General features: G+C 35.7%; 12 protein-coding genes. 10 read left to right on the top strand and 2 right to left on the bottom strand.

Going from position 1 to position 19,244, the window contains the following annotated elements:
* Positions 1-371: 371 nt before the first annotated feature.
* From xerA (I5J82_RS14485) to I5J82_RS14470, 4 genes are read left to right on the top strand one after another with little or no spacing between them, the layout of a single operon-like run.
* Positions 372-1,259, top strand: a complete 888-nt coding sequence (xerA, locus tag I5J82_RS14485; RefSeq protein ID WP_198768429.1) for a site-specific tyrosine recombinase/integron integrase — start codon at positions 372-374, stop codon at positions 1,257-1,259.
* Positions 1,260-1,263: 4 nt separating this feature from the next.
* Positions 1,264-2,097 (top strand): site-specific tyrosine recombinase/integron integrase, encoded by an 834-nt coding sequence (gene xerA / locus I5J82_RS14480; RefSeq protein WP_198768428.1) that lies wholly within the window; start codon positions 1,264-1,266, stop codon positions 2,095-2,097.
* A gap of 17 nt (positions 2,098-2,114) precedes the next feature.
* On the top strand, positions 2,115-3,005 hold the full coding sequence (locus I5J82_RS14475) for a tyrosine-type recombinase/integrase (RefSeq protein ID WP_198768427.1): 891 nt from the start codon (positions 2,115-2,117) through the stop codon (positions 3,003-3,005).
* Between the two features lie 12 nt (positions 3,006-3,017).
* On the top strand, positions 3,018-3,857 hold the full coding sequence (locus I5J82_RS14470; protein ID WP_198768426.1) for a tyrosine-type recombinase/integrase: 840 nt from the start codon (positions 3,018-3,020) through the stop codon (positions 3,855-3,857).
* Between the two features lie 434 nt (positions 3,858-4,291).
* On the opposite strand, the gene I5J82_RS14465 is transcribed toward I5J82_RS14470, so the two are convergent.
* Complete coding sequence (locus I5J82_RS14465; protein WP_198768425.1) at positions 4,292-4,930, bottom strand: response regulator transcription factor; 639 nt, start codon at positions 4,928-4,930, stop codon at positions 4,292-4,294.
* Positions 4,931-5,118: 188 nt separating this feature from the next.
* Between I5J82_RS14465 and I5J82_RS14460 the strand changes: the two genes are divergently transcribed.
* On the top strand, positions 5,119-6,351 hold the full coding sequence (locus tag I5J82_RS14460; RefSeq protein ID WP_198768424.1) for a stalk domain-containing protein: 1,233 nt from the start codon (positions 5,119-5,121) through the stop codon (positions 6,349-6,351).
* A gap of 131 nt (positions 6,352-6,482) precedes the next feature.
* On the top strand, positions 6,483-9,971 hold the full coding sequence (locus I5J82_RS14455) for a S8 family serine peptidase (protein ID WP_198768423.1): 3,489 nt from the start codon (positions 6,483-6,485) through the stop codon (positions 9,969-9,971).
* 156 nt (positions 9,972-10,127) lie between these two features.
* On the opposite strand, the gene I5J82_RS14450 is transcribed toward I5J82_RS14455, so the two are convergent.
* Positions 10,128-11,252, bottom strand: coding sequence for an acyltransferase family protein (locus I5J82_RS14450; RefSeq protein WP_198768422.1), 1,125 nt, complete (start codon positions 11,250-11,252; stop codon positions 10,128-10,130).
* A gap of 296 nt (positions 11,253-11,548) precedes the next feature.
* Here I5J82_RS14450 and I5J82_RS14445 point away from each other — a divergent pair, with 296 nt between their 5' ends.
* From I5J82_RS14445 to I5J82_RS14430, 4 genes are all read left to right on the top strand, one after another.
* On the top strand, positions 11,549-14,524 hold the full coding sequence (locus tag I5J82_RS14445; protein ID WP_198768421.1) for a heparinase II/III domain-containing protein: 2,976 nt from the start codon (positions 11,549-11,551) through the stop codon (positions 14,522-14,524).
* 317 nt (positions 14,525-14,841) lie between these two features.
* Positions 14,842-16,119 (top strand): glycosyltransferase, encoded by a 1,278-nt coding sequence (locus I5J82_RS14440; protein WP_233096498.1) that lies wholly within the window; start codon positions 14,842-14,844, stop codon positions 16,117-16,119.
* Between the two features lie 25 nt (positions 16,120-16,144).
* Positions 16,145-17,488 (top strand): nucleotide sugar dehydrogenase, encoded by a 1,344-nt coding sequence (locus tag I5J82_RS14435; protein ID WP_198768420.1) that lies wholly within the window; start codon positions 16,145-16,147, stop codon positions 17,486-17,488.
* Positions 17,489-17,822: 334 nt separating this feature from the next.
* Entirely contained in the window at positions 17,823-19,172 is a 1,350-nt protein-coding gene (locus I5J82_RS14430; RefSeq protein WP_198768419.1) for a glycosyltransferase family 2 protein, read from the top strand.
* Positions 19,173-19,244: the final 72 nt, after the last annotated feature.

The following is a 19,244-nucleotide window of genomic DNA, read 5'->3' as shown; positions in this document are numbered from 1 at the left end:
ATTGTATTAATAAAGCTATAGTTAATAGGGATACATAAAAGGTTTATATAGAATGTTTACGTAAATGTATACGTATATGTTTACAAAACTATATTTCTGTCAACAATGTCAACATAGTTAACAAAACGGTACTATGTCAACAAAATAAACAAAGAATAGAGAATGAAAATTTAATAGTTTACCCAGATTTTGATCTTTTTATAGGCTAAAAGCTCATGTTTTTTTAACATGGGCTTTTTATTTATTTCTAGGTATAAACAACAAAATATTTGAAAATCATGTGTGTAAGAAGGAGGGAGAAAAGTTGGAGTTACTTAACGGTTCATCCATTGGTGAATAGCAGTAGCTTCATTAAAAAAGGAGTTTAGTAGATGGATAATTCGCTAGATTTGGAAGGCTTTAAAAATATCAATAAAGAAACGAGGGGTATCTTAAATGATTATTTGTTAAGTTTAAACACAGCTAACAAATCAGAGGCGACAATAACCAAGTATCAGTGGATATTAGAAAAGTTTTTGAGTCAATGTGCTATTCCCATTGAAAAAATCTCTTCTAAGGATGTACTTGATTGGTTAAACGACTATTCAGAAGGTAAATCACCCAAGACGATGGATCTCGTGCTTGCTTGTCTATCTTCCTTCTTCACTTTTTGCCTAGAGGAAGAGTATATGGAGAAACAAGTGCTTAAAAAGCGATGGAGACCTAAGATACCACAGACTTTACCTCGCCATCTAACTGAAAAGGAATATGCACGAGTAAGGCTAGCAGCCGAAAGTCTATCGCTTCGTGATCGAGCGCTAATTCTATTTCTTTTCTCTTCAGGCTGTCGGCGTCAAGAAGTTTCTGACTTAAACATAGAAGATATTAATCTAGTTCAGCGGAAAGCCAAAGTGAGAGGAAAAGGAAAGAGAATACGGACGGTCCATTTCTCAGAAGAATGTGCGTTGATTTTAAAAGAATATTTAAATGAACGATCTCAAGATGAAAAAGCCCCTTTATTTCTGAATCGGAAAGGTAGTCGTCTTATGCCAACAGGAATCTATGAAGTCACTAAAAAGTTAGGTAAAAAAGCAGGTCTCAATCATTTACTACATCCCCACATCTGTCGACATACATTTGCTACAAATATGTTGGCAAGAGGAGCAGATATTCAATTCATTGCGGATGAAATGGGACATGTCAATCTGAATACGACCCGAATATATGCTCGAATTCCTACAGAAGATATGATGCTAGCTTATCAAAATAAAATGGGGTGAAACGATGGATCTTGAAATGGTGAAACAGTTTCTGAATGATAATAAAGCACGGTTTAGCCGAGAAACCACTCGTAGTTACCGAATAGCGCTTCAACAATTTTTTTCAAGTTGTGAAAAAAACTTTGTTGATGTTAATGCGATGGATGTTCGTGAATGGATGGCTGACATGCAAGAAAAAGGACTAAAGCCTCGTACCATTCACTTAAAACTCAGTGCGCTAAAATCCTTCTACCAGTATTGTATGGAAGAAAACAAGATTAAGAAGAATCCTTTGCAGAGAGTTCAGACACCAAAGAAGGATGATTCTCTTCCTTATTATCTGAGTAAACGGCAAGTCGTACTTCTTCAAGAGTTGACGAAGGATAATCCAAGGGATAGAGCCATTGTAGAGACCTTATACACGACAGGTGTGAGGGTGAGTGAACTCTTGCATATAAAACTAGAAGATATTAGATGGGAAGAACATAGAATTTGGATTCGGAATGGAAAAGGAAACAAAGAACGTTTTGTGTTTTTTACACACGAATGTGCAGAACGATTGAAAACATACATCAAACAACGCAAGCATGACAGCGTGTATTTATTTTCAAACAATAGAGGAGGACATTTAAGCCGTGTTTTTGTAGAAAAAAGGTTTCAAGCGTTCTCAGCAACTCTAGGATTTAGGATCGTCCCTCACACCATGATGCATACCTTTGCCGCACACCTTGCAGAAAAGAATATGCAACAAAGTTATATTCAAGATTTGCTAGGTCATGTCAATATCAATAGTACAAGAATCTATACCCGTTTGATGGAAACCGCTCGAAAAAAACAATACGATCGCTATCAAATCTAAACATTTGGAGGTCTAGTATGGAACGGTATTGGGAATTGACAAAAACGTTGCCCAACCAAGAGAATCAAAAAGTTGTACAGTATTTTTTGAGAAGTTTAAAAACATCCAATCGCACAGAAATAACCATTGTAGGGTACAGACGTTTTTTAGAATGGTTTTTTGGGGATATGGAAGAATCCTTTTCAACCCTTTCATCGGACCGAATTTTGGATTGGCTTCAGAAAAACAGAGGACAGATTAAAGATTCTTCTTACAGACGCCGTTTGGATATACTCTCTTCATTTTATAAATTTTGTTTACTGGACTCTCTTATTGAGCGATCACCAATAAAAAGGCGCTGGTTTCCTCGTCTCCCGAAACCTGTTCCCAAATATCTCGATAAAGGAGATATTGCCAAAGTACGGAACGAAAGCGAGAAGACAGCTCTTAGAAACCAAGCAATCGTTGAATTCATGCTCACATCAGGATGTCGGGTTGGTGAAGTGCATCAATTAAACGTTGAAGATGTTGACTTGGAAAACCGCACAGCTCGAGTGATAGGTAAAGGCAAGAAAATACGAAATGTTCATTTCTCTGAAAAGTGTGCGGTCTTACTTGAACGCTACTTAGAATATCGTCAAAAAAGTGAATCTGCTCCTCTTTTCCTCACTCTTAGAGGAGAAAAAACACGACTCAGTATACGAGGAATAAGCGAAATTATTCGTAAGCTTGGCAAGGAGGCAGGGTTATCAACTAGCTTACATCCACACCGCTTTCGTCATACGTTTGCTACCGAATTACTGGCTAAAGGAGCTGAACTTTCCTTTATCAGTGATGAGTTGGGTCATGCTGATTTAGAGACAACACTGATCTATGCCAGGCTACCCAATCATCAAATCATCTCTCAATACCGTAAATTTATGGGATAAGGAGGGGAAGTCATGCTTACCTCTGAAGCATGCATCAAACAATTTTGGAACGATCAACATTTCAGACTGGAAAAAACAACATTGGAAGGTTACGAAACGGCGATCCGACAAATGCTATCCTATTGCGAAAAACCGTATAATGAAATCACGACACTAGATCTACGGGATTGGTTGATTCATTTAGAAGAGAAGGGGTACAAAAAAGGTTCGATCAAAAAGAAAATGTTTGCTCTGCGCTTGTTCTATCACTATTGTGTGGAAGAAGACATCATGAATCATAATCCTGTAAAATCCATATCCCTTCCGAAAGATGAAGACAGACTTCCTCAATATTTAACGCCCGAACAGGTGACGCACCTCAGACATCTCTGTTACAGCAACTTAAAAAAACGAGCAGTCATTGAGATGTTCATCGCCACGGGTATACGATTAAGAGAATTGACTAGAATGAAGATAGAAGATATCAACTGGAACGAACGAATCATTACAATCCCTAAAGGGAAGGGTAAGAAAGAGCGGATCGTGCCTTTCACCCATCAATGTGAGGAACATGTTAAAGCTTATTTAGAAAGCCGAAACGATGACTTTCCTTTTGTCTTTCTAGATCGTTATGGAAAGGGAGCCATCGATCCACGTTCTATCCAACATTGGTTTGAAGCGTTTCGAAACGAAATCGGTGTCTTTATCAGCCCCCATACGCTGCGTCATACCTTTGCAACGAAACTAGCCATGAAAGGTATGCCCCTTTCGCATCTTCAAGTGCTGCTCGGACATGTGAAAACTCGTGACACCCATCTTTATGCTCGCCTTCACAGCCACGCTCAAAAACAAATGTATGATGAGTGGATGTAAGGGACGAGCAGTAAAAAAATTCGGGTAGTGCGGATAAGACACATTACCCATACTTTTATAGTAGACAAAAATCGTCGTAATCCCTTAGAGATAAAGGGTTTGAGGCGATTTTCTTTTATTTGTACTAACTGATGAAAGTGCGATTAACGCTACATCTATAAAATTTGAAGATTCTGGTCTGAAGCTCTTAAAGCTGAAGATCATACAGTTGCAGGAAACAAAGTAACTGGTTTAACTAGTACTTATGGAATAACAGCAACAGTTACATAAGAGCCACAATTTAGTTATTGTGAAATAGCACAATTTGATTACCTATTAGTAGGCGCTGAGCCTTGCAGAAACAGGTTCAAGAAATTTTATATGCATCTTTAAGTGTGTTCTTCATTCTTAAAGTAAAACTCCATTTGTATGACTAAATGAAAATTAAGTTTTTCTTAGAGTTGGAGCATAATCCACTTATTTTTTAACGCTTTAATTACAGCTGATGTTCGGTCAGGAACGTCTAATTTACGTAGAATAGAACTTACGTGATTTTTTACAGTGCTTTCAGATAAGAACAATGTTTCTGCTACTTTCTCATTATTAAAGCCCGTGGCAATTAGTTTCAAAACTTCCAATTCTCGCTTAGATAACGATGGGTTTGGTTTAATTTCACATTCTTCCTCGTAATTTATATATTCATTAAGTAGAACTGAAGCTAAGTTAGGTTGAAGGTAGGGGATATCATTCGTAATATTTTGTAAAGAGTTACTTATAACAGTATAATTTATTTCATTTAGAAAATATCCTATAAATCTTCCTTTTAAATAATATCTAATGGTAAGTTCATGATTTGATTGTAACCATGCTATAACTCTGACACCTCTATATTGAAGCATTTTCATATCAGACAAAAGTTTAAAATTTTTCTCTTCGATATTCATAATGAGAATATCTTTTTTATTAAAAACATCTATATTGCAATTTGAAAAAGAGTTGTAGCAACTAATATTTGAGAATGGTAATTTTTGAGTAATATATAAACGTAATTCATTTTGAATTATTGGTAATTGATGAATGATCACTATGTTCATAAAAAAACCTCCAAATTGATTAACATAATCAAAGTTACAGCAAATTCAAAAAAATGTCATCAGTTTTCTCTTTAACTTTTATTATTGTAAAAATATACATTTAAGTAAAAACATAGTGAAAAACATAGGTAAAATATGTATATTAGTAATATGGAGTAATTTTGTTTGTTTTTTAGGGGGATTTTTAATTGAAGTTTCATAGAGATAAAAAATTATTAGCAAAAACTATCCAAACTCTCATTGTTCTTATTATGATGATCGGTCTGTGGCTATACCCACCAGGATCTGCTACAGCAGATGATATTCAGGTATATGTGGATCAAAACAAGATTACATATGATGTTCCACCTCAAGTGAAAGATTCGCGAACACTCGTGCCAATTCGAAAAACATTTGAAAACTTAGATGCTACAGTTAAATGGAACGGAAAAGATAACAGCATAACTATCATAAAAGAACACATAACATTTAAACTGACATTAAATAAGAAAACAGTTTGGAAGAACGGTAAATCTACTACTATAGATGTTCCTGTCATCGCAAATGATAACCGCACGTTCGTACCTATTCGTTTTATTGCAGACTCACTCGGATATAACGTGAAATGGAACAACTCGACTCGCTCGGTTCTCATTAACTCAGTTGAATCTATTGATCTACCACAAGAACAGATTCCGGTCACAGTATTGATGTACCATCATTTCCAAGAAGGTCTTTCTACTAATGCAACGGTGGAACCTCATCTTTTCAAAGAGCAACTAATCGCATTAAAAGAACAGGGATATACAACAATCAACGATCATGACTTGCTCTCGTTTATGGAAGGGAAGAAAGAACTTCCTCAAAAGCCACTTTTAATTACGATGGATGATGGATATGAAAGCAACTACAATATCGCCTATCCTATTTTAAAAGAGTTAGATATGAAAGCGACCGTATATATAATAGGAAGTCGGATAGAAGATGGGCAAATTCACGAGTTTCCTAGAATGACTTGGGCACAAGCGAAGGAAATGTACGAGTCTGGTGTTTTTGAGATACAGTCTCATACGTATGACATGCATCATAAAGGAAAAACGGCCACTTATGACCGAGGCGCCATTACCACACCAATCAAGATAGATGGTAAACTTGAAACTCAACAAGCTTACGAAAAGAGAGTATTAGCCGACTTACTTCTCAACAAAAAAATTATTGAGGAAAAAGTCGGCAATAATGTTATCTCGTTCGCCTATCCGTTTGGTGACAATAGTGACAGTGCCGAGAAGTTATTGAAACAAGCTGGGATCAAGATGACTTTCACGATTAAGCCAGGCATGAACTACAAACAAAAAGGTCCTTTTAAGTTAAATCGAATTAATGTTCCGGGTGGCATGACTGGAAAAACATTAATAAAAGAACTAGAAAAATATCAAAAATAAGACTGGTTTTCGAGACGTGGATGATAATCTCCATATCTCGATTTTTTTATTCAAAAATTTGTAAGATAGTTTCGTTGGCTGATATAATAGAAATAGATATACCAAATATTTCTATAAAAGGGGTTAAGTGTATGGTTAATTGGCACAAGAAACTAGCTTCACTCACTCTGACAGCTAGTTTAGTTGGAACGGGCTTAACGACAGTCTCAGCAAAATCAGACGAGGTTAAGGTAAGTTCAATTCCAGTCTCTACTTTATTTGAACCAGGTAATACCGTAAAAGAAAACTTATTTGGTCCTACTAAACAAAAGCAAAAACAGATGAGTGATTCTGTGCTAATTGTGAAGTATGTCAAACCATTAACCGCTTCTGATCATAAGAAGGCAGGAGCATCCCTACAACGAAGAATTACTTCATTAGGCTATGACGTAGTAAAAATTGATAAAGGGAAAAAGCTTGATGCTGTAATGCAGAACTATAGCAAACTAAATTCTGTTACTTACGTTTCACCAAGTGCGCTTTTTACAAGACAAGGAACATCTGATCCAAAGACAGCCGAACAATATCATCTGTCTCTATTAAATGTAGGAAAAGCTCAAACGATGAGCGGTAAGAACAAAGTACGAGTAGCTGTAATTGATACAGGTATTGATAAAAATCATCCTGAATTAAAAAATAAATTGCTTCCATCTTATAATGCTGTAAATCCGATGAATCAAGGTTCTCCTGATTCACATGGAACGCATGTTGCAGGGATCATTGCTGGTGAAAAAGGAAACGGTATTGGCGGGTATGGAATTAACCCGAATGTGGAGATCTTACCAATCGATGTGTTTGATCGAGGTATGGGTGCTTCAGATTATGTCATTGCTGAAGCTATTCTTTATGCGGTTGAGAAGAAGGCGAAAGTGATTAACATGAGTTTAGGTGGCTACTCTAATTCTCCTCTTATTGCAGAAGCTGTGAAAAAAGCGTTAGCTGCAAACGTAACAGTAGTCGCATCTGCAGGAAATGAAGCAATCGATATGCCTTCTTATCCAGCTGCATTAGAAGGGGTTATCTCTGTTGGTTCAACAAATAAGATGAACGAACTCTCTTATTACTCGAACTACGGTCCTTCAGTGGATGTTGTTGCACCTGGTGAAGATGTCTATGCACCGCTTTATCATTATGAGAAGAAGTCAACGTTTATGAAGATGAGTGGAACATCGATGTCATCTCCAGTAGTCGCTGGGGTTGTGTCACTTTTATTATCGAAGAACCCTAATCTTACACCCAAACAGATTGAGTACATTTTAGAACATACTACGAAAGATCTGGGAGTAAAAGGATACGACACGAAGTTTGCTAACGGGCTTGTTGATCCGGTAAAAGCAATTTCGTTTAATACTTCTAAGATTCCACCTTCTGTTAATGTAAAACGTGATAAAGCGAGCTTACTAAAAGCAGCCAAGAAAATAGATCTTACGAAGAAGTTAGTAGAAAAAGGAGCGATTAAGCTTCCGTATGAAGAGAAGTTTGTTCAAGTTCCTGTAAAAGCAGGTCAGTACATTCAAACCACTCTTGTAGGATCTTCCGATTATGACTATAAGATGACTTACTATTTAATAGATAAGGATACAAAACCAAAAGAGCTTCCTGTTAACGCAGTAGCTGAAGGAAAAGCAGAAGGACACCTTTATAAAGTGGCTGAAGATGGCACACTTGTAATCGGTGTTTCAGATGCAAACGGAAACTACAACGCAGCTGGCAAGTCCTCTTATCAGTTGACTATAGAAAAATTTGATAAACTTATGGAAGATTCGAACACAAAAGAAAAGCCAGTACAAGTTAAAGATTTCCCTTACAACAATGAAAAAGAAACCGATCGTACATTTACGGCAGAAGAAAATGGAGATTCTGATTACTACACATTCAAACTATCAGGTGAAGAGCCACAACTTGTTAATGTCGACTTAAAGGGCGTAACAGGAATTGATAGTGCCATTGGCGTGTATATGGTTGAAGAATTTCCTGAAGAGGAAATGGAAGATCTGCCAGAAGAAGAGATGCCTCCAATGGAGCATCTAATGGAAGTCATCAATTACAAGCCAACAAGCGAAAGTGAAAAGTATACATTTGAAGCCATGCCTGGCGTGGAATATATTATCGAAGTGAACAACCATACACCTAGCTACTCGTTCATGATGGGCGAAGTGGGTAATGGGATGAAGGAATGGCCTTCTTCACACCTTCCTTATTCTCTTAAAGTGGATACAAAAGCGATGTCTGAAGATGAAGACGGCCTACCTTTGTACGGCCATTATGAGGAAGAGTATATGGAAGGCGGTGTTTCCATTGAAAGCTTCCTTAATAAACGTGCACAATACAAACGAAGCTTCCATGAATCTGAGAATGAAGATTGGATGGCTGAGCAAGAGGAAATGATGAACCAACTGCGCGAATCCGCATTGGAATATGATGTAGAAACAGGTGCGATGGGTCATCTTCAGTTCAGCGGTGATGAAGATTACTTCAAATTACAGCTAGATGAGAGCGGAATCTTACAGTTTGACTTTAGCTATTCAGACTCTGTACCGGTTGTTGAAATTCTAAAAATCCACGAATTCCAAGATGGTTACATGGATTTAATTCCAGTAGCATCAAACATTGAGTATGGATTTAGCGATGTTAAAACAAAGTATCAGTTATCTGCAGGGCTGCGAAAAGGGGAAGAGTATTTTATCCGCGTGATGGACTTAAACTATCAACCTAGCTTTGATCGTTATGTGATCACATCTAAGATGAAGTTTAAGAATACTGAAGATAAGCACGAGCCAAATAACGATTTTGAGAATACACCAGTAAAAGATATGGCTGGTGAGAAAATCCGTGCGAACTTTGGTTCAAATGGAGATGTTGATGCTTATTATGTAAAAGCAAAATCGAACAGCATCTATGGCGCGCACTTCCAGCCATTAGCAACATCAAAAGAGTTGAAAGCGAAATATCCAAAAGAATTGCTACAGCCTGTTGATGGCATTCTTGTAATACTAGAAGACACGAACGGCAACCGAAAGCTAGATGAAGAGGAATTCGGAAGTGCACGCGTGACGGATCGAGGATTTGCGAACGAACCTGAGCAAGGTTCATTTAAAGCAAAATCAGGGAAAGGCTACTTCATCATTATCGACCAATGGAGCTGGGAATACCCGCCTGCTAACTTGAACGAATACGAGTTAACGGTTAAACCTGTTAACACTAAAGATGAAGATGCAGGATCTGTTGTGAAAAACAATGTACCATCTAAACCAATCACACTAAAATGGAAATCAACAAATACGTGGGAAAGCACAGGCTATCTCAATGCGGGCGTTTCAAACGGCGATGCAGATTGGTACAAGTTTAACGTGAAGAGTGCAAAAACAGGTAACCTCACATTTGCAAACGCACAGATCGACGGTGTGATCAGTCTGTATGACAACAAAGGAAAGCTTGTTGCATCCTCTGATACGTATGGTTTAGGAGACGCAGAGTTCTTGAACTTCTCTGTTAAAAAAGGAACGTATCACGTGAAAGTCACAGACATTTTCGGTAACGCCTCATTAACACCGTATACGTTAAAGTTAAAACTGATTTAATGTAGGTTCAAGACAGCTCTTTTACAAGGGCTGTCTTTAACTGTAGGTAATTTATGATAGAGACTCGTTGATAATTGAATTATTACTACCTTTGGAGTATGAGACTAAGTGTTGTATCAGTTAAATGGAAATACTTTCTAAATTACGTGTTTAGTTCTATACTGTTGCATGTAAATCAATGTTTTTTTTCTTTGCCTGCTTTTTATATACTAGGATTGGCCCATATAAAATGTAAAATAAAAGAATGGGACCAACAATTGCTAATGTGAACACAACAGGAAAATACCAGGCTTCACTCCAAAACGGATTTGTTATTCCGTTCGTGTGATTATAGGATTGCAGAGCCTTATTTGATAATCGTAAGAATCCTAAATGGAACAGGTAAATAAATAAGCTGTACTTAGAAAAGTGGTGAATAAATTTGCTGTTCTTTCCGATTGAACCCTTACTTCTTGCATAGATGATGAAAAACATAGTTGAGGCTGTAAGGAAAATAAAAGGTGGTGGTCCAAATTTAAAATATTGTGCAAATGGGAAAATAAGTAACGTGCCTATAGCAATTAGTAGATAAGAAGGATTGTACTTGATTGTTAAAGCCCGAACAAACATACCGATTGTCATATAGAACATCCCCATGAACAAGCCTTCATCAGCAATTAGTTGATCGACATATTGAAGATTTGCTAATGGTTGAATATGCCCTACATAATATAATGGTCCAGCAATTAAAATCATAGCAGCTGGGTGAACACCAAAACGGAACAAGATAGCGAATAGAATAAAACTCAGAACAGCTCCCATTAAGAACCATAGGTGTACACCGCCAATTGTACCGTTAATGAAACGGTCAAGAGTAAAACGACTCATGAAAATTTCCATAGAATTATAGTTTAAATATGCCTTATCTATTTGTACGACAAAATACTCAATACCAACATAAACAGCACTAGCAAGAATATAATACTTAAAATAACGAGCAGAACGTTTCAGTGATATTGTGCTTAATTTTTTCTTAGATTCTGTTCCAAACTCTTTTGTGAAGATGAAATATCCCATTGCTGCAAAGAAAATGGGTACGGAAATATCAAAAAGTAAACGATATAAGAAAAAATTCCAAAAACCATCAAAACCATTTTCGTAATAAATTGACATTTGGTGTATGAGTACAACCATAAATGTTGCAGCAACCCTCAACGTATCTAATGTGTAATTATACTGCGTTAAAGGCTTAGTACTGTCTAAATCTTTAATCGTGTCATCTGGAATAGATTGATTACCCAAGATTTATCCTCTCCTAATATAATATTTTTTAACTTAACAAGAATATATTAACTTAAACCCCAAGTCCACCCTTTTCATTATCCAAATATAATTATTAGAATTTTTTAATAATATACATGTGCTAAAAATCCAACATTTAATGCTAATAATCATGTTTATAAATCATATATTAAGATTTTGTTAATCAAAAAAAAGTTAATATAACTGATCCTCATCTTGTTACTTTACGTCATAACAGAAATGTTTAAATTTCCCTAGATTAGACGATAAAAGGTAAAACGTATGGGGGTTTAGTTATGAGAAAAAAAATTCAAGTCAACTTAATCATTGTTTTTACATTAGTCACGTTGTTTATAACTACGACTGTTTTCTCATCAAAGGAAATTAAACTCATGGTGAATGGAAGTACAGTTCAATTGAGTAATGAGCCTGTTTGGAAAGGAAGTACTCTTTGGATGCCCATTGATGATTCCTTTCGGTCTCTAGGCTTCAGAGTAGCATGGGATACATCGAATCAGTATGCAACTATTAGCCATCGAAATGACACGTTTGTTTTAAAATTAAACTCAGACAGTGCAGTAGTAAATGGAAAAGCTATTACATTGAGTGAAAAGATTCAAAAAATAGGAAAAACCCCAATGATCTCTAAAGAAATCTTTGAAGATCTTACTCATTTGCGAATAGAATCAGATATGGAAAAGAATAAAATTACATTTCAGAGCAATGAAGTTAATTATAATTTGACTAGTACAAAACGAGTGGCTGTAGGTGACTATCTAGAATTTTTTATTCACGTAAAAAATCAAGGGACCAAAAAAAACACATATAAATTAGAAATACCTAGTGAATTTAAAGATATTCTTAAAACGGATGTACAAACCATAATCCTATTACCTGATAGTGAAGGGACATTTATTGTTTCTTCTATGCAGAAAGTAACAATGGGTCAGAATAATAAACTTTATGTTAGAGTCGCAGATTCGTCATCTAATCAATCAGATGTTTCTTTAAATTATGAAGCAGTGGATTATTCTCTTGCTAAACATAAACATCCAAACTCTTTTATCGGAAGCTCTCAACTGGAAAGAGCAAAACAGCGAATTAAAAAAGAACAGTGGGCCAACAATTACTGGAAGTATATTGAAAAAGAAGCGAATAGATGGCTGAATGCAAAAATTACGGTGCCAATGGGTTATGCAGGACATCCATCATGGTATGTTTGCAAAGATGGTTCATCCCTCACTTTTGATAAAGGGAAGCATGTTTGTAAATCTGAGAACAGTACTTATTACGGGGGAAAATTTGATGCGGGATTGAATTATTATAAACACAATGAAGCCACCCAAGCATTAAAGAATCTTTCAGTAGCGTATGCCTTGAGTGGTAATAGCAACTATGGAAGCGAAGCGATTAGGATTCTAAATGATTATGCCGATGCTTATCCTATGTATCCACTTCAAAGTCGAGGTGGAAGAATGTTTTGGCAATCGCTAGATGAGTCAGTAGCAATGGTAGATATTATTCAGTCTTATGACTTGCTCTACAATCACAGTGAATTTTCAGATGAGGCAAAAAGAAACGTAGAATTAAACCTTATTCGACCTTCAATTGAATCAATTACAAGCTACTCAGTCGGGCGATCAAACTGGCAAGCGTGGCACAATGCTGCAATTGGTATGGCAGGTGCTGTGTTAGGAGACCGTCAGCTGCTACAACAGGCGGTATATGGTAAAGAAGGTTTTGAATACTTGATGGAAAACGGAGTGGAATCGGATGGTTTTTGGTGGGAAGGCTCAATAGCCTATCATGCATATACACTTGCACCACTAAACATACTAGCCGAAACTGCAGCTAAATGGGACTATAATCTATTCTTAAATGAAAATTTCAAAAAGATGTTTGATACGCCATTGCTCTATGCTTACCCTAATCTGACCTTGCCTTCAAATAATGATGGTGGAAGCTATGGAGCCTCATTAATTAACTCCTTTTCTTCTAAGGGTTATTACGACTATGAATCAGCATATACCAATTATAAGGATTCAAAATATGCTTGGTTAATGAATGAAAAATATAAAACCTTATATAGGAGAGGGGATTTTGCTCTATTTTTTGGTGAAGATTCAATTTTACCATCCACATATAGTGGGATCAGAAGCAGTAATTTTAAGGATGTCGGACATGGGATTCTTAGGTCGGATACACCCAATAGCGTGGACCAGCTTTATACATTAATGGATTATGGACCTCATGGGGGTTCACACGGGCATCTTGATAAACTTGGCATTGATTTGTTTGGAGTAGGTAAGAATTTAGCGCCTGACTTTGGTACACCAGCATACTCCCATCCTCTTTACAGAACATGGTATAAACAAACGATTGGCCATAATACAGTCGTAGTTGACGGAAAGCCTCAGCAAGAAACTACTGGTAATATGGTTTCATTTATTGATACCAAGACATTTAAGTATATGTATGCAGAAGCTAATGAGGCTTATGATATAAAATACTCTCGAGCCATATGGATGAATAATGATTATGTTGTCGATTGGTTTCAAGTGTCAGATCCTAAGAAGAAACACTCATATGATTGGTTTTTACATGGGTTGGGTAAGCTAGCTACTGATGTTAAGACGTGGAGCGCCAATTCTAAATCGTTGTTTGGCTATAGCAGCAACGGCTACGAACATTTGAAAGATGTGAGTACTGTAAAATCTAATTCTACTTGGAATGCAACCTTCAATGATGGAGGTTCTGGACTGAGAGTTATATCAATACCCACATCAAACAATGGAAAATTGATTAGAGCTACTGGCCCAGGACCTTCAACTCAACCTAATCAATTGAGCCCAATATTAATAGAGAGACAAAACGGAAATGAAGCGAATTTCCTTAAAATTTATCAGCCATATAAAAATAACAGTTCAGCAAGTATTAAAGGCTACAAAGAAACAAGTAATAGTGTAAGAGTGGACTTGAAGAACCAGTCCCACTTCTATTATTTAAATTATCTCGACATGAAGCGTGGTCAGCTCCTCTCTGCAAGAGGTGTAATAGATCCAAAGGTTAAAGTAAACATAGAGGAAGAAATGAAATCGAAAATAAATAAAGATTCACTTCACCTGGAATTTAAAGGTATTGATAGATTCAAAACTATTGATTTACTCTTTTATGCACCTGACATTAAATCTGTTTATGTAAATGGTCAAAACACGGATTATACAAAAGAAGAAAATAATCAGGTTCTTATTACTTATTTGACAACCCAATAGAATATTTTCAATTCCTAATCATGCTGATTAGGAATTTTTTTATATAGAATTGAAAACGGTTACTATATTAATCAAACAAAAAATATTAATTTTCATTAAATTATTATTAATATTGTAAGCGTATTTATAACGAAAAATTATTCCAATAAAGCTTGTCAAATTTATGTGGGTCCTTTAATATTAAAAAATGAATCAGGAATATTGTGTAAGAGTAGGAATGGTATTCTATTATTAGTTATTTTAGTATAAAGAGGTTTGAAGAAAGATTTTAAATCTCTAGTTATATAGAAATATAGAATAATTAAGGAGGCGTTAAGTTGGAAACAAAGAAACAAAAATGGCTCATCATTACTTTGTTCACCTTTTTTGTTTTAACACTAGCATACGTTAGTTACAAAGCAAAAGGCGGGCTACATATGTCATTGGGGATATATGGATCAATTATGGTAACTTATTTAATTGGAAAAATGCTCTTATCGTTTCAATATAAGCCTGAAACAAAAGAAACTTTAGATTATAAAGTATCGGTTATCATTCCCTCATATAATGAAAAACCAGATGCGGTTATTAAGACAGTTGAAAGTATATTGGAACAGGATTATCCAATTCATGAGGTGTTCTTAATTGATGACGGAAGTAAGGATGTATCGGGATATGAAGCGGTGCTTAAGTATAAAACCGAAATGGAAAGCCGTATAAATCAAACCAATTCTTCAGGTATTCCTTTACCAAAACTGATTGTACATCGTTTAGAAAAAAATCAAGGGAAGCGACATGCTCAAATTTGGGCGTTTAAAGAGGCGACTGGAGATATCATCTTTACAGTAGATAGTGATGGCTATGTATACCCAGATGCAGTTCGAGAATTGCTGCGTCCATTCCATGATGAAGAAGTTATGGCAGTGACAGGTCACATTAATGCTAGAAACAAAGACGAAAACATTTTCACTAAGCTATTGGATATGCGTTATGATAACGCATTTCGTGTTGAGAGAGCAGCACAGTCTGTTACAGGGAATGTACTTGTTTGTTCAGGACCCATCAGCTGTTACAGAAGAGAAGTCATCTTTGATAATCTAGAAGACTATGGAAATCAAATGTTTTTAGGAGAAGCCGTTCAATACGGTGATGATCGTTGCTTGACTAATTATGCAATATTAAAAGGAAAAACGTTGTATCAGTCAACTGCTCGTTGTGATACGGATGTTCCAAGTACATTAAGGCAGTTTTTGAAACAGCAAATTCGGTGGAATAAGTCTTTCTTTAGAGAGAGCATCATCGCTCTTAAAATAGGATTAGAGAAACCTAAAACATTAATTTGGGTTATTCTAGAGCTTTCATTATGGCTAATGTTTGGATTCATTATCATAATTGCTCTAGTGTTTAAGATAAAAACCTTCGGGTACATTCTATTATTATATTACCTCGGATATTTAACATTCTCAGCTTATGCAAGAAATGTATTTTATATATTAAAGAGCCCCATTGTATTCTTAATGGCACCGTTATATGGATTAATTCATCTAGGACTGCTTTTCCCATTAAGGTTTTACGCGTTACTAACTTTAAAATCCACTGGTTGGGGAACAAGATAAAAAACGAATAATAAGGAGGGAAATCATGAGCGGCTTAGCTAGTGATTTGATTTTTACTGATAAAAAGAATTATGCTTGTGACCTTGAACAAAAATTAAAATCAAAAGAAGCAACCATTGGGGTTGTCGGTTTAGGGTATGTTGGTCTGCCTACAGCTGTAAAGAAGGCAAGAGACGGCTATAAAGTTATGGGATTTGATGTTGATAATAGAAAAATTGATTCCATAAATAAAGGAATTAATTATATTTCAGATGTAGATGATGAAGAATTGAGCAAGCTAGTATCTGGAGGACGGTTACAAGCAACTTCTCTATTTGAATTAGTTAAACATATGGATATTTTGACGATCTGTGTACCTACACCAGTAGATCAATACAAGCAGCCGAATATGTCCTATGTGACTTCTGCCATAAGCAATATTTCAAAATTTGCTCAAAAGGGCCAGCTGATTATTTTGGAAAGCACCACTTATCCTGGAACTACACAAGAGATTATCATTACTCAGCTAGAAAAATCTGGATTTACACCTGGTGAAGATATCTTTGTTGCCTATACGCCAGAACGAATAGATCCAGGTAACCGATCATTTTCTTTGAGTAATACACCTAAAGTAGTGGGTGGAATGAATGAAGAAAGTACGAATTTAGCTGCACTTTTTGTAGGAAATAATGTTCACCGCGTATCTTCTACTGAAGTAGCTGAGATGGCAAAAGTTTTTGAAAATGCATTCCGTTTTGTAAATATCGGATTTGTAAATGAAATGACAATGATCTGCGAACGTTTAGGAATTAATATGTGGGAAGTCATTGAAGCTTCAAATACAAAGCCATACGGTTTCATGCCTTTCTATCCAGGTGTAGGAATCGGTGGACATTGTATCCCTGTAGATCCTTACTACCTAACATGGAAGGCGAAAGAAAAGCATATAACCTCACGATACATCGAGCTATCAGGTCAGATTAATGATACAATGCCATCCTATATTGAGTATCGTGTTCAAAAGATGTTGAACAGCAAACGAAAAGCAATCAGTGATTCAAACATTGTTCTTTTAGGAGTATCCTACAAAAAAGATATTAATGATATGAGAGAAAGCCCTGTATTACCAGTAATTGAAAACTTGGAGAATCTAGGAGCAAACCTTACAATCTGTGATCCGCATGTAGGTACTTTTGCTGTTAACAACAAAATCTACAATACAATACCATGTACTGAAGATGTGATCAAAAATAGTGACCTAGTTATTCTAACAACAAACCATAGTGACTTTAATTATGAGATGATTGCGAAACAAGCCTCTTTACTTTTCGATACAAAGAATGCATTTCAGCATATTTCTGAATTTAAAGGGTATTATGAAATACTATAAATATAAGATCAAAAGCCTGCAGCAAACGCTGCAGGCTTTTTTTGTTTTCTTTTATCTATTCTAGGTAGACAATTTAAAAATTTATTATTGAATATACGATTATGATATTTAGATTCATTTGGCTAAATAAAATCGGTATTTCATAGTTAGCTGATGTACCAGTAAGGTGAAAAGATACGAATTCTAAAGAAATACAATGAAATATAAAGCGTTTGTTCTTTTTTGAGAACAATACGGTGCGAAACACGATTTTATTGTAAATAATCATCCCCCTATAATAGAATTAATTGTTCTTTAAATAGAACAAAATATTCATTATAAAGGCGGGACTGTTATGACCAATAGACTAAAGTATTTTTTTTGGGAAAAAAATAAGGCACTTCTATTTGTATTTTCATTATTATTACTAACGGTCTCACTTTTTATGGAGCTTCGAGAAGAGTTTTTGATATACAGCTTTACCGCTTTGCAATTAAGTGTCTTGTCTTTCTGGGGCTACTGGGTTGTAATTAGTCTATTTGGCTTTGGGAGACCCCGCCAGCAGAAACAACATGGACCAGAGAAGCGTTTTTTAATATTAATTCCAGCACACAATGAAGAAAGAGTAATTGGGAGTTTGATTCAAAATCTTAAAAAGCAGGAATACCCTGAACACCTTTATACTGTTACTGTAATTGCAGACAATTGTTCAGACTCTACAGCAAGTATTAGTCGTTCGCTTGGAGTTACTGTAATTGAACATACTTACTTACCCGGTGAAAAACGAGGTAAACCTTATGCCATTAAATATGCATTGGATTATTTCGGAAGAGATTTAACGCGCGAATTTGATGGTGTTGCTTTTTTTGATGCTGATAATCTTGTTAGTACGAACTACTTAAAGGAAATGAACGATCACTTGTGTAATGGGGATAGATTGATTCAATGTTATTTAGACACAAAAAATCCAAATGATACTTGGGTTACTCTTTCTTTTGCTACAAGCTACTATTATATGAACCGTTCGTGGCAATTGGCAAAATCAAGGTTAGGATTAGGCAACACGGTTGGTGGTACGGGTTTCTGTGTTGAAACTTATCTTATTCGTCAAATAGGTTGGACAGCTACTTCGTTAACAGAAGATTTAGAGTTTACTATGCAATGCTTATTACGAGGCGTACTTACAAAGTGGAATCACCATTCTAGAGTTTATGATGAAAAGCCAGAAGGATTTATCACTTCTTGTGTTCAGCGGTTAAGATGGGCAAGAGGACATTGGGATGTATGTTTTAAATATGCGTTGCCACTGTTATGGAAAAGTATCCGTGATTTAGATATCCGTGCCTTTGATGGATTTTTGTACTTGATTAATCCTGGAAAAATAATATTGGCTACTTTAATTGGCTTGGTAGTGTCGATAAAATGGTTGATTCCTTTATATTGGGCACAATCTTTTATCCCCATATGGATTTGGCTTATATTGGTTTCATTTAACGTGTTTTACATGATATATTCAGTAAAAATAGATGCTATGCGCAAAATTACTATGTTTAAAGCAATCCCAAGTTTTTTCTTAATCTCTTATTCTTTTATTCCATTATTTATCTGGGCAGCATTTACAACTGAAAATAAAAAGTGGGTTAGAACTGAACATACTCGTAACATTGCTATGGAAGAAGTAGCATTAGCTCTTGAAGAGAAGTAAACTGAATTTTTTTGATGTATAGCAATGATATAAGATTTAGAAGTTGACTATTGTGTTGAAATCATTTTTTAC

Source organism: Fictibacillus halophilus (assembly GCF_016401385.1).
Lineage (GTDB): Bacteria > Bacillota > Bacilli > Bacillales > Fictibacillaceae > Fictibacillus > Fictibacillus halophilus.
Note: the sequence above shows the minus strand (reverse complement) of the source record. Positions and strands in the feature narration are given on the sequence as shown.